Consider the following 13,851-nt stretch of genomic DNA (forward strand, 5'->3'; position numbering starts at 1 on the left):
TCTGTGTTCTTGAATTTCGCAAACAAAAACTACTTAGACTATGAAATCAAAAGTACTGAAAAAAATTGCAATTATGTCAAAATACGCAGTTTATGGCATGATTCTGCAGACTGTATTATGCACCCTGATATTTGCCAGTGAGGGCGAAGCACAACGAAAAAGCCTTGACGAAATCCTTGTTTCAGTTGAACTGAAGAACCTGAAAATTGAGGAGGCGTTTTCCAGAATAGAGGAAATTACTGAATTCGATTTCGCTTATAAAAGAAGTGATTTTGATACGAGAAAGCGTATTTCGCTAGCTGTGCAAAACCAGCCGATGACAGAGTTACTTCTCGGCATTGCCAGAGAAACAGGATTACAATTCAAAAGAATTGATGAGACCATAAATGTTAGCCGTGCCTTCGAGCAGACAAACCTGGTATCGGAGCTGCTGGCAGTTGTAGCAACTGCGTCGGAAGTGGAAGTAACGGGCAGGGTTACCGACAATGGTGGTAATGGGCTCCCGGGCGTTAACGTACTGATTAAGGGGACAAGCACCGGCACTGTTACGGACTTTGATGGTAATTACAAGTTGCTGGCCGAGGATAATGCTACATTGGTGTTCAGTTTTGTTGGATATAAAACCACAGAAGTAGCGATTGGGGGACGAACTTCGATTAGCGTTACACTGGATGACGATATCGCTGCGTTAGAAGAGATTGTGGTTGTGGGGTATGGAGAGCAGAAGAAGGTGAGCGTGACAAATGCAGTAGCTCAGGTAAATGGCGAGGAATTGACCAAACGCCCTGTTTCAAGCATTCAACAGTCGTTGCAAGGTCAGGCAGCTGGACTAACGGTGCTGGATCAGGGAGGGAGCCCCGGCAGAACGGCAACGACAATGCGGGTAAGAGGTATAACCACACTCGGAAATAAAAACGATGCCCTGGTTATTGTCGACGGTGTTGAGCAACAGCTCACCAATATCAACCCTGGTGATATCGAGTCTGTTTCAATACTGAAGGACGCTGCATCAACAGCTATTTATGGATCCAGAGCTGCTAATGGTGTTATCCTTATTACAACGAAGAGAGCCAAAGAAGGGAAAGTCACTGTGGACTACAGCACGTATTATGCGCTGCAAAACTCGGTAAACAATCCGAAAATGGATATGCCTTCCTACATGAAACTACAGCAAGTGGCGTATGAGAATGCAGGCCTTGTAGTTCCTCAGAAATTTACCGACCAGGGAATAGACGAGTATTTGAGGGGGAACAAAACTGATCCAGAAAAATTTCCTCACGTGAACGAGTGGTACAAGGTTATGCTTTATGCAGCGCCACAGTTCAACCATAACCTGGCAGTGAGTGGAGGTAGTGAGACCTTCAAAGCCAGGATGAGCATGCGATACATGAAGCAAAACTCTATCCTTGATGTCCCTATCGACTACGGTAGCAATTTGCGTGATGTGAGGGTGAATTCCGATTTCAAGGCCTCTGAAAATTTGACGTTCAGCACTGATTTGAATTACAGGAGCAACTACTCTTTGGCACCCGTCAACGAAGCCAACGTTTTTGACAGGTTTATCCACGGCTCTCTTTTTGCTACTCCTAAATATGAAGATGGCACTTATGGACTGAGTACACAAGGCAATAACCCACTAATGTTTGCTGAGCAGCAGGGAACCTCCAAGCTATGGAACGAGAACATCTTTGGAAGTGCTAAAGCACAGTGGAAAATTGTTGATCACCTCACATTCAGTTCACAACTTGCTATGCGGATTGATAATATCCGCAGAAAGGACTTTACCAATGCTTTTTCGAATACAGACAAAAACACCAATATTACCAGGACTGTAGTAAACAATAGCCTAACCGAGATCAGGGACAATTCTACCGAGTATACCTGGAACAACCTACTTTTGTACGACAATGCATTCGGAAACCACGAGGTGAAGGCCCTCCTTGGCTACTCAACCATTGACAACGCCAAAGACTCTTTAAGGGCCTACAGAGAAAGGTTTTATAATAATGACATCCAGTCGATAGGCCAGGGTGCCGACGACGGAACAAAGACCAATTATGGAGTAAATTCTCAGTTTGGGTTAAGGTCATACTTTTCAAGGGTGAATTATTCATACAATGATCGATACTTGCTTGAAATGAATGCCCGGTACGACGGCTCTTCTAGATTTACTGGTAGTAATCAGTACAGCTTTTTCCCTTCTTTCTCTGGAGGGTGGCGTATTTCTGAGGAAGACTTTATGCAGGGAATTGTACCGTTGGATGAATTCAAACTTAGGGCGTCGTGGGGAAAAACTGGAAACCAAACGGTTGGGCTTTATAGCTACTATCAGTCGCTTTTTGCCAGTGCCTATACCTTCAATGGAGTATCTGTAATTGGTTTCCAACCAACCACGATTTCCAATCGAGATATCACCTGGGAGACTACAACTCAAACGGATATCGGTTTTGATGCACAGGTATTTGGCGGTTTTACGGTAGCACTGGATTATTATTTTAAGCGTACAGAAGGAATTTTGCTAAACCTGCCGATTCCAGCTACGATCGGTTTAGGAGCACCGCCCCAAAATGCAGGAGTGGTCGACAATAAGGGAGTTGAGCTACAGCTAGGGTATAGAAATGCCCCCGACAAAGCCCTTCGGTACAATACAACCTTAAATATATCTGCCAATAGAAATAATGTGGTAAGCCTTTCAGGAACTGGGCCATACATCACAGGTAGCGATATCAACCCTCTAACGATAATAGATGAGGGTTTGCCAATCAATTCTCAATGGGGTTATAAAACAGACGGGCTGTTTCAGACTCAGGAGGAGGTGGATTCTTATCCAAATATTGGACCAAATCGTGGGCCTGGCGATGTGAAGTATGTTGATATCAACAATGATGGTCTTATCAATGCCAGCGACAGAGTGGTAATAGGCAAATCATTCCCAGATTTCGTGTTTGCGCTCAATGGCAATGTTTCTTACAAGAATTTTGAGCTTAACCTGCTCCTCCAGGGTGCGTCAGGGGTTGACACTCGCCTGGCAGGTGGTATTGCGGAAAATGGCAATAACGAAGGGTTCGTGCCGGAAATTGTTAGCAAAGGAAATTATTGGACATCTGAAAACACGGATGCCAGATTTCCAAGGCCCTATAAAAGAGACTTGTTGAACATGTATACATCTGATAGAATGATCATAGATGGTTCCTACTTAAGGCTGAAAAATGTTCAGTTGCTGTATAACCTGCCGGACATGTTGGTGACAAAAATGCGTATGACCAGGGCCAACGTTTATGTTTCTGCCACCAATCTGTTCACTATTTCCAAGCTTAATCAATGGGGCCTTGATCCGGAAGTAGGCAATGGGAGGGCGACTTACTACCCTCAGGTTTCTTTGTGGACGCTTGGGGCAAATATTCAGTTTTAATCACCTAAATATTTGAAAAATGAGACTCAATATATATAAAACCTTTTTAGTATTAATAGTAATGGCAATGGCTTCTGCCTGTCAAAAAGATTTGCTCGAAACAGTTCCTGATGACAGACTTTCGGCGGAGAGCTTTTGGAAAACCGAGCGAGACGCCGTTTTGGCAGTTAACGCTGTCTACCCCAATTGCCTTGATGCGGGCGACAGGCTCTTTATGTTTGACGCATTTACAGACATAGGCCATACAAATTCATTCTTCTCGGCTAATGCACAAGTGGAACAAAATGTATTCGACGCATCAAACTCTGTAATAGCTACTCTATGGACAGAACTGTACCAGGGGATAGCAAGTGCCAACTTCGTTCTTGATAATTTAGATAAAATACCTACAGCTGATCAGGCTCTTATTAATCGGGTGAGAGGAGAGGCTAAAGCTTTAAGAGCCTATCAATACATCAAACTTGCAACCAGGTTTGGTGACGTGCCGCTTGTAACGAAAGTGTTGTCAATTGACGAAGGGAAGGCGCTTGAGAGAACATCGATCGACACGATTTGGGATTTTATCGACGACGAACTTTCTGAAGCAGCCGATTTGCTGCCTGTTTCCTACACTCCAGCTGATCTTGGCAGAGTAACAAAAGGTGCTGCCTTCGCATTACAAGCAAGAGCCAACCTCTATGCAGGGCGCTATCAGGCTGCTGCAGATGCTGCGGAAAAGGTAATTGACCTTGGAGTATATCAAATCTATCCCGAGTATGGCACGCTGTTCTCTTACTCTGCAGAAGGTAATAGCGAGGTTATTTTGGACAGGCAATATGTCAAAAGCGTTTTGCCGAACAATATCTTTGGAACCATGGCCCCCTACGGACAGCTTGGTAGAGATGGTGCGAATACTTACGTCCCCACTAAAGCTCTGGCCGACATGTACACAATGGCGAATGGCAGGGAAACTACTGAAGCTTCAAGCGGGTTTGATGCAACTACTCCTTACGAAGGCAGGGATCCGAGGCTAAGGTTTACATTGTACGTTCCGGGTGACATAATGCCCAACGGGCAGGTATTCAATTCTCTCCCAAATAGTGGAACGGCTGACGCTGTTGGAGGCACTTTTTTTGCCACAACGACTGGCTTTACATTGAGGAAGTATGTCAATAGTGAGGATGCCGCAAACCCCACCAACAATGGCATCAATGTCATCCTTATTCGATATGCCGAGGTGGTTCTTACTTACGCAGAGGCGAGAATTGAGCTTGGCCTGATTGACGAAACTACCGTTAATGCAATCAATGAAGTTCGCCAAAGAGGAGATGTGAACCTTCCTGCCATTGCACTCGGTACATCTCAGACTGAATTGAGAGATATTGTAAGGAAGGAGAGGACTGTTGAGCTTGCTTTTGAGGGGCTGAGACTGAATGACATCAGAAGGTGGGGAATCGGAGAGCAGGTTATCCCTGGGGCAGTTGGAGGCATAGATTATGTCGAAGAGGGCGAGATAAAGACCTACGTAGTGCCGTCATTCCAGAAGCAGTTTAACCCATCGAGAGACTATCTTTGGCCAATTCCCTACACTGAAAGGATACTTAGTCCCAATCTATCTCAGAACCCTAACTGGTAAGTCTAGACTCCAATTAGTGTATTTTATCCTAAGGGAGGGCTTCATTTGAGGTCTTCCCTTGTTAAACCTTCCATTTAAACAATCATCAAACATGAGAGGACTACTATTATTCTCTGCGCTTACTCTACTAGTGTTCTCGTCGGTTTTCTCACAAAACTCGACTAAGCCAAATGTAGTGATTATATATTTTGACGATATGGGTTATGGGGATGTTGAGCCCTATGGAATGACAGGCATTCCAACGCCCAATTTCAATAAGCTTGCGGCGGAGGGTTTGAGGTTTACAAACTTCAATGTGGCTCAGGCGGTTTGTACTGCTTCAAGAGCAGCTTTGTTAACCGGAACCTATTCGAATAGAATTGGGATGGCGGGTGCCTTGATTCCTGGCTACACAAAAACTGCTCTCAATCCAAATGAAGAAACTATTGCATCGGTTTTGAAGGGGAATGGCTACGTCACGGGAATGCTCGGCAAATGGCACCTTGGAAATGAGGCTCCCTATTTTCCTTTACAATATGGCTTCGATAGCTTTTATGGTTTACCATATTCTCATGACATATGGCCAGTAGATTACGATGGAAGTCCAATTACGGATAGCACAAATTGGAGGGGCAGATGGCCTCAGCTTCCGGTTATTGAAGGCAATGAGCAGGTTGGCACGGTTACAACGTTGGAGCAGCAATCGATGTGGACAACGAGTCTGACGGATAGGGCTGTATCCTTTATTGAAAAGAATAAAAAGTCACCCTTTTTGTTGTACCTGGCTCACCCACTCCCTCATGTACCGCTTGCGGTGTCAACAAAGTTCAAGGGTAAAAGTGAGTTGGGAACTTTTGGCGATGTTATCATGGAACTCGACTGGTCATTGGGTGAGGTGATGAAAGCGTTGGAAAGATCCGGCGTGGATAAAAACACGCTTTTGATTGTAATGAGCGACAATGGGCCGTGGGCGCATTTCGGCAATCACGCCGGATCAAGTGGAGGATTTAGGGAAGGAAAAAGTACGGCCTTTGAGGGTGGAACAAGAGTACCATGTATGGTAAGGTGGCCTGGGAAAATTCAGGGAGGATATGTGACCGGCGAACTGATGACAAACATGGATATTCTTCCTACTATATGTGCCATTACTGACGCCCCGTTGCCTGCAAATAAGATTGATGGGATCAATTTTGCGCCGTTTTGGTTAGGGCAGGTGAACAAAAGCCCTAGAGATATTTTCTATTACTACTTTGATAAAAATAGCCTCAAGGCCATCAGATATAAGCATTGGAAGCTGGTACTTCCACACCAATCGAATTCTTATGAAAGTGGAAGTCTGGGAAAAGACAGGATACCTGGCCAGGGAACGCAAATAAAAGTTAGCCAGGGACTGTACGACCTTTCGCATGACCCTGGAGAAAGGTATGATGTACAGGAACTCTATCCCCAGGTCGTAGCGGAAATTATGAAGTACGTTGAACTCGCAAGAGAGGATTTGGGTGATGACCTTACCGGAAGAGAGGGAAAAAACATCAGACATCCAGCTTTTACTAAATAGAAATTAGCAAATGTAGTTGAGTGAAATGTAGTCGGGGGAGGCATTTTGGCAGTGCCAAACCCCTGCTATAGTTGCATTCATTTATGAATCAGCACCTGCTATCATCAGTGCTGGTTTGATGAAGAAGGCTTTAATGTATAATTTTCAGTTCAGAGATTCCTAAAGGATATGATACAACGGCCAAATAGTGTTTTAGTTAAACGCCTGCTTGTCGGATTTACCTTAATGTTATCGTTCGCAGGGTGCACTCCGGAAAGCGAATCATTGACGAGAGCTGAACCGGGGGAGAAACCCAACTTCGTCATCATCTTCGCTGACGACATGGGCTACGGTGATCTTGGTGTTTACGGCCACCCCACTATCAAAACGCCCAATTTGGACAAGATGGCTTACGAAGGCCAGAAGTGGACAAATTTCTACGTGGCAGCAAACGTATGTACACCTTCCAGGGCTTGTTTACTCACGGGAAGGTATGCTGTGCGCAATGGGATGACCAGCAACAAACGCTGGGTACTCTTCCCAGACTCGGATGGTGGCTTGCCACAAACTGAGATCACAATTGCCAAGGCGTTGAAGAGTGCAGGATATGCCACTGCAGCAGTAGGCAAGTGGCATTTGGGGCACCTGCCTCAGTATTTACCCACAAGTCATGGCTTTGATTCTTACTTTGGTATCCCTTACAGCAACGATATGGACAGGGTTTCGGTAGAAGGCGGTGATTCAAGGAAGGTTTTCTTGGATCCAAAGATCGAGAATTTCAATGTGCCACTCATGCGCAACGAGGAGATCGTCGAAAGACCTGCTGATCAGAATACAATAACGAAAAGATACACCGAAGAAGCGGTCAATTTTATCACCGATAACAAAGACAAGCCTTTCTTCCTGTACCTGGCGCACAACCTACCCCACGTGCCACTTTTTACGTCCGATGAGTTTCGAGGTACAAGCGAACGGGGTCTTTACGGAGACGTGATAGAAGAAATTGACTGGAGCGCCGGCCAGATTGTGGAGACTTTGAAAAAACTGGGCATTGACAAAAACACACTCGTAGTATTTACCTCCGACAATGGGCCATGGGTGCTTTTCAATAGCCACGGAGGCAGCTCAGGATCCCTTTATGGTGCTAAGGGAACTAGTTACGAGGGAGGCCAGCGGGAGCCTGCCATTTTCTGGTGGCCGGGCACTGTCAAACCAAACGTGGTGTCGGGTATTGGCAGCACGCTGGATATCCTGCCAACCTTTGCCAACCTTGCGGGTGTCGGTCTGCCGCAAGATCGGACCTACGACGGCTACGACCTGTCGCCAGTGTTAAAAGCAGGCGCTTCATCTCCAAGAAATGAAATGATCTACTACCATCAGGAGCGGATATTCGCTGCGAGGAAAGGCGATTACAAGCTTTACTTCTATAAGAATAATCCGGCGGGGTACCCTGAGAAACTGGAGAAGCTGACGAAATATCAACTCTTTAACTTGTCAATCGATCCCTCAGAAAAATATGACGTGATCGAGGATAACCCCCAAATAGCAAAGGAAATAGAAGAGATGGTAGCCAAGCATGAGGCTGGAGTGGAGCCCGTGCTCAACCAGTTGGAAAAGCGTATTGGTGAGTCATTGTCAAGCGAAAGCAAATAAGGTTGTACTGATGCTGCAGGGGATTGATTTAGTAACTGGAGTTGGATACTTTAAGCATTTGGTTCAATTTCGGTATTCAGTTTCATAGCAGAAGTAAAAATTTTTAAAAAGGAAAGGGATTGTATTTGCAATCCTTTCCTTTTTCTTTCTTGACAAATTACATCAGTTTTAAGTATTCAACGGAGGCAATAAGAGGTTTTGAAAGGACTTTTTGAAGTTTGGATGCTGAAACGGACGGCATACCCCCAAATTCGACATTCTTTCGTTTTGGTATTGAACAATATTAAGACCCCCTTAAAAATGGATAAGTATTTTAAGATTACACTAACGGCAGGCTTTTCAGCCATTTTTGTATTCTTCTATTCCTGCAAATCTGATAGAAAGGACGGAAATGCGTCATCCCAAAATTTAAGGCTAATCACCTACAACGTGTGGTACGGTTTCACCGAGGTGCCTGAGAGAAAGAAGGCCTGGATTGACTGGATGAATGAGCAACAACCTGACATTGTCTCACTTCAGGAGCTCAACGAATATACGGAGGAGAAATTAGCTGAAGATGCTAAAAGTTATGGGCATCCATACAGCGCATTACTAAAGGAAGAAGGGTTTCCAACGGGAATCACATCAAAGTATCCTATTGAAGACATTCAGCGAATCCGGGAAGGCTTTCATCATGGATTGATGCGAGTCCGGATACAAGGGATTTATGTTTATGTAATTCATTTACATCCTTCCAACTGGCAGACTAGAAAGGTTGAAATAGATCAGATTCTTCAGAATATTGAATCATTACCCACGGATTCGAAAGTAATCCTTGCAGGTGACTTTAACACATTTTCGCCACTCGACTCTGTTTACTATACACATGGAAGGCTGGAACCATTTTTTGACCAGCGAGATTCACGGTACAATGAACAAAACCTGAATAATGGTCAGCTGGACTACTCAGTCATTCAGCAGGTATTGGATTTTGGATTAATTGATCTTGAGGCCAGCAGACGAGCTTCCGGTTATGAATTTTCCGGGAGCTTTCCAACGTTGATAGAAAAGGAAGGTGAACATGGGGACAAAAGACGGTTAGATTACGTTTTTGTCACTAAGGATGTAGCAAAAAAGGTTACCCGTGCTGAGATCATTACCACAGATACCGCTTTGATTTTGTCAGATCATTTACCAGTTGTTGTAGACTTGGATATATGACATTGGGCATTGCTTTCAGCGACCCCCTCACTGTGGCTGCCTTTTCTCAAAAACCAAATATGATTGTTTTCAATAGAAGCATACGCCCAGTCTCCTGTGGTATAACGCTGACTAAGCCAAAAAATGTACGACTTAGGCCAGCATCACCGTTGCATACATGATCCGCTGAACGGATGAAGTCTCTCGTGAGAATAAATTGGTAAAATACGCTCCGGCCTACATCTTTCTATTCAATATTGCTATTAACAAGCCGTTTGATAAAGTTCAATGACTGGCCCGGTTGGGTCGATTATATTTCTTATTTTGGCCATTGTAAAAATCCTCTTGGATGACTAAAAAGCTTTCAATTTTCGTTTTGGCAATAGGTATGGCGCTTTCCTGTTCTACGCCAACAAGCAAAACTTCTTCTGCAACCCAGTCGCAAGCTGGGGACTCGGCTAATGCTCCTGAAGAAATGGTCTTCATCCCGTCTGGTGCCTTTACAATGGGCGGTAAATCGGATCAGGCTTCACCCAATGAGTACCCTAATCATCAGGTAGAGGTTTCTGCCTTTTTCATGGATGAGCATGAGGTAACCAATGCACAGTTCAAAGCATTTATTGACGCCACGGGCTATGTGACTATTGCCGAGAGAGCCATCGATTGGGAGGAAATGGCCAAGCAGCTGCCTCCTGGCACACCTAAGCCAGCGGATTCAATCCTGGCACCAGGCTCCCTGGTTTTCCGAGCCACTGAAGGCCCTGTAAACCTGCGGGACTACAGCCAGTGGTGGGAGTGGGTGATTGGTGCCAACTGGCAGCACCCGGAAGGCCCAGGGTCATCTCTTGATGGGAAAATGAATTTTCCTGTTGTGCATATCGCTTACGACGATGCCCTGGCATACGCCCAATGGGCTGGCAAGAGATTGCCTACCGAAGCGGAGTGGGAGTGGGCCTCGATGGGAGGGCAGGAAGGTGTGAAATACCCGTGGGGTAATGAATCGGTGGAGACTGCATTTACTAAAGCGAATTTCTGGCAGGGCTTCTTTCCCTACAATAACGAGGAGAAGGATGGCTTTTTTGGTGCTGCGCCAGTCAAGTCATTTCCGGCCAATGGCTATGGGTTGTACGATATGGCTGGCAATGTGTGGGAGTGGTGCTCCGACAAATACCACGAAGATGCCTATAAAATGGCCGAGGAAAATGGCAAAGTTGAAGACCCCAAGGGTCCGGAAACGTTCTACGACCCCAACGAGCCCTATGCTGAAAAACATGTGGTGCGGGGCGGGTCTTTCCTCTGCAACGACAGTTACTGTAGCGGCTATCGGGTAGCCCGCCGCATGAGCTCCAGCCACGACTCAGGCCTTAATCATACGGGGTTCAGGTGTGTGAAGGATATTTAGAAAAATTAGCTATTTGCTAGCTCTTTTTCGTAGTGAAGTAGCATAATATCGTTTGCTGCAAGGGGTATTTCTGCAATTGTCTCGCCCTTCAAGTTCGCAAATTCAATTTCAAAGGCTGAATTGTTGTGGACCTCAACTACGGTTCCAACCTGCCCCGACACCAGACCAAACTCTGGCATATCTTTAACGAGCGCAACGGTGTCCAGTAGTTTTATTTTTGTTCTTTTCATTACCTATACTTTTAAGTAACAGGATGTAAGCTTTGGAAATTGTTCACTATTTGGAATTATCCAAACCGTAATTAACAGAGCTTCTTTATCAAAGATACGTATATTGATTGGAACGGAATAGCGCCTACCAAACTTGTCTGCTAACTTTTCATGAGCTTCAGATATTGCAATGCCCTCAAGAATTGCATTGATAAGTACTCCAACATCGTCTTCTGTAAGGCCCAATACTGCTTCAAAAACTCTCGCTTTATATTTACCGGTAGGATGGCTTTTGTTTAAGCAATATTCCCGCAGCTTTCTTTCGGAAACAATTGCGTTTTTATGGTTAGGTAATAATTTCAGAGGAAAGTTAGTCATTGTTGATCTAATGATCTGATCCTGTTTTTTACCATCGTCGCACCAGGATTAATTTTCAGGTATCTTTCGTAATATTCCAGGGCCTTTTTTCGATCTCCTTTTTTGTCCCGGTATATGTCGCCGACTGTCAGATAAGCGGAGCTGCTTTTAGGATAGTTTTCAATATTCAAGAGGTAGCATTCAAGTGCCTTGTCGTATTCTTTTCGGACCATAAAGTTGTAGGCCACGACGTTAACGACTACTTCGGGTGGTGGAAATGAAAAATGGACATCTTCGGAGAATCGTTCAAAATGGGTTTTTAGTTTTGCTGCATCAGGGCTATCCGACTCGATGTTGATGCGGTATTTCTCAAAAATAAAATGGAGCCCATCCAACTCTGCGAAAAGTGGCACAGAACCATGGGTTTCAGTTTCGTATTTTTCATAGTTGAATCTAAATCCCGATGCTCCAGATGTTTGCAAGGTCGTCACAATTCTATCGACAGCCCGATCTGTTGTTAAACGCTTTGAGCTGTTTCCATTGTTGCGATTGGACAGGCCTAAGAAGAATGACTTGTTAGCAAGTTTTGCTTGCATGGCCTCTTCTTCGAATTTTTTTATCACCATATTATCGTCCCATCCAACGGTCGGATCGATGGCGATAAAGGCATTGAACAGACCCGGCCGGGAACAGGCTGAATAGAGCGCCAGCAAACCGCCAAGAGAATGCCCAACGAATAGTCTAAATGGAGCCGTGAGGTAAGTTTTGTCGATGTGAGGGATCAGCTCTTTCTCGATAAAGTCTAGAAACTCCTCTCCGCCGCCAGTCGTGTTAGCCCTACTATTGGGTTTCTCCAACAATGAGTCATTGCTGGTTGGGGTCAAGTCCCGCCACCTGTCTGTATTGCCAATGGCAACGACTATCATTTGTGGAAGGTAGAACGGTGACCTGGCATCAACAATGCCGCTTACACTGTGAAAGTGACTCTCACCATCAAGCACATACATCACGGGATAGCTCTTCGGATGGGATGATTTATTACTGTAGCCATCAGGCAGATACACCGCATAGTGCCGTTTTTCATTCAGGATTTTGGAATGAATAACATGCGATTTGCCGATAACAATATCAGTGCCTCCCTCTTGCGCCAATGCGTTGATTGACACAAGCGATATGAAAATAGGTAGAAGAAGTTTCAATACACCTGTTTAAGCCTTGACTATTGCAGATGAATATACTAAATGTTTCCCAAACAGTTCACTTACATATACCTAGAACTCCACCTCGTATAAAAACGACAACTGCTTCTCCTGGACGCTTTGTGGAACCATACTAAACAGCTTGTTGCGCAACCCGGCTGCCCAGGGCTTTTCCCATTGAGCCATCCGACCTATTCGCCATGAGTTTTCGACGATCTTTTTGGTTCGTGGCTTCCTGACCTTTTCGAATCGGCGGAACTTCTCCTCAATGCTTCCAGCGCCCTGCAGGATCGAGTAAAGAAAGGCTGCATCTTCAATCGCCTGGCAGGCCCCCTGTCCCATATTGGGCGTGGTAGCGTGACCGGCATCGCCCGTCAGCAGCACCTTACCAAAAGCAAACTTATCGATCGGAGCCAGGTCGATGATGTCACCCCAGATGATGTCTTCCTGTGCCGCACTCTGGATGAGTTCTGCCACTGGTTCATGGAAGTCGTCGAAGTGCCATAGGAGGTTTCCTTTTTTGAAGTTGCGCACCGACAGGTCATGCTGCCTTGCGTTGAGGCAGGCAAACCAGTAAATCCTATCATCCTTCAATGGAACGATGCCAAATCGTGCGCCTTCTCCCCATGTTTCTGAAGGCAGCTCTATCCGTTGTTTGGGTTGCGGAACCACAGCTCTCCAGCAGGTGTAGCCGGCATATCGTGGTGCCGACATAGGTAAAAATTGCTTTCTTATTTGGGAGTGAATGCCGTCAGCGGCTATTAAAAAATCGCCGGAGGCTGAGGTTCCGTCAGTAAACTTTACTTCGACGCCAGATGCGCTTTCACTGCAGCTCTCCGCTTTTTTTCCGGTGACGAGTTTAGTTTTCTTAAGGTTTTTGAGTAATACTGCGTGCAGGTCGGCACGGTGAATAGCAAAGTTATCAACACCATATTTTGCGCTTATTTTTAGTGAATCTACCTGAGTAATGAGAGCTCCCTCTTTGGTCAAAAGTTTTGCGCTGGGAAGTAGCTGACCTGCGGCCAGCACTTCGTCCTTCAGGCCCAGATGGTCAAATGCTTTGACAGCATTCGCTGCCAGACCAAGACCGGCGCCCACAGATTTGAACTCCGATGCTGCTTCATATACTTCTACTTCATGCCCTAGCTTTTCCAGTGCGATGGCGGCCGTTAACCCTCCTATTCCGCCTCCTGCTATTACTGCCTTCATATTTTAATAATTTGGTTATGCAATTTTACGGCAAAGAGCAGTGCTGGAATGTTCCAAACCCGCCAAAGCACTTGCCAATCACGACAAAGTAGTTAAATTG

Annotated in this window: 10 protein-coding genes; 6 read left to right on the forward strand and 4 right to left on the reverse strand. The window is 45.3% G+C overall.

The window, feature by feature from the left end; all coding sequences use genetic code 11:
• Window positions 1-40 precede the first annotated feature (40 nt).
• The 6 genes from GC130_RS10810 to GC130_RS10835 all read left to right on the forward strand — a co-directional run bounded on the left by GC130_RS10810 (window position 41) and on the right by GC130_RS10835 (window position 10,777).
• The gene (locus tag GC130_RS10810) at window positions 41-3,412 is read left to right on the forward strand and encodes a TonB-dependent receptor (protein ID WP_226940435.1); all 3,372 of its coding nucleotides are present in this window, start codon (window positions 41-43) and stop codon (window positions 3,410-3,412) included.
• A 19-nt stretch (window positions 3,413-3,431) separates the two neighbouring features.
• Window positions 3,432-5,027, forward strand: coding sequence for a RagB/SusD family nutrient uptake outer membrane protein (locus GC130_RS10815; RefSeq protein ID WP_151998318.1), 1,596 nt, complete (start codon window positions 3,432-3,434; stop codon window positions 5,025-5,027).
• A gap of 91 nt (window positions 5,028-5,118) precedes the next feature.
• The gene (locus tag GC130_RS10820) at window positions 5,119-6,564 is read left to right on the forward strand and encodes a sulfatase (protein ID WP_151998319.1); all 1,446 of its coding nucleotides are present in this window, start codon (window positions 5,119-5,121) and stop codon (window positions 6,562-6,564) included.
• Window positions 6,565-6,789: 225 nt separating this feature from the next.
• Window positions 6,790-8,196 carry a sulfatase gene (locus tag GC130_RS10825; protein ID WP_151998320.1) on the forward strand — a complete coding sequence of 469 codons (1,407 nt, stop codon included), beginning with the start codon at window positions 6,790-6,792 and terminating at the stop codon, window positions 8,194-8,196.
• Between the two features lie 300 nt (window positions 8,197-8,496).
• Complete coding sequence (locus tag GC130_RS10830; protein ID WP_193217831.1) at window positions 8,497-9,396, forward strand: endonuclease/exonuclease/phosphatase family protein; 900 nt, start codon at window positions 8,497-8,499, stop codon at window positions 9,394-9,396.
• Window positions 9,397-9,724: 328 nt separating this feature from the next.
• Window positions 9,725-10,777 (forward strand): formylglycine-generating enzyme family protein, encoded by a 1,053-nt coding sequence (locus GC130_RS10835; protein ID WP_151998322.1) that lies wholly within the window; start codon window positions 9,725-9,727, stop codon window positions 10,775-10,777.
• A 5-nt stretch (window positions 10,778-10,782) separates the two neighbouring features.
• On the opposite strand, the gene GC130_RS10840 is transcribed toward GC130_RS10835, so the two are convergent.
• The 4 genes from GC130_RS10840 to GC130_RS10855 form a co-directional block, all read right to left on the reverse strand.
• Complete coding sequence (locus GC130_RS10840; RefSeq protein WP_201568557.1) at window positions 10,783-11,007, reverse strand: DUF4926 domain-containing protein; 225 nt, start codon at window positions 11,005-11,007, stop codon at window positions 10,783-10,785.
• Window positions 11,008-11,010: 3 nt separating this feature from the next.
• Entirely contained in the window at window positions 11,011-11,364 is a 354-nt protein-coding gene (locus GC130_RS10845; protein WP_151998323.1) for a DUF6883 domain-containing protein, read from the reverse strand.
• Window positions 11,361-12,542, reverse strand: a complete 1,182-nt coding sequence (locus tag GC130_RS10850; protein ID WP_151998324.1) for an alpha/beta hydrolase-fold protein — start codon at window positions 12,540-12,542, stop codon at window positions 11,361-11,363. The genes GC130_RS10845 and GC130_RS10850 overlap by 4 nt, the downstream gene beginning before the upstream one ends.
• A 72-nt stretch (window positions 12,543-12,614) precedes the next feature.
• Window positions 12,615-13,751: an FAD-dependent monooxygenase gene (locus GC130_RS10855; protein WP_151998325.1), complete on the reverse strand. Its 1,137-nt coding sequence runs from the start codon at window positions 13,749-13,751 to the stop codon at window positions 12,615-12,617.
• Window positions 13,752-13,851: the final 100 nt, after the last annotated feature.

It is taken from the genome of Imperialibacter sp. EC-SDR9 (assembly GCF_902498805.1).
GTDB lineage: Bacteria > Bacteroidota > Bacteroidia > Cytophagales > Cyclobacteriaceae > Imperialibacter.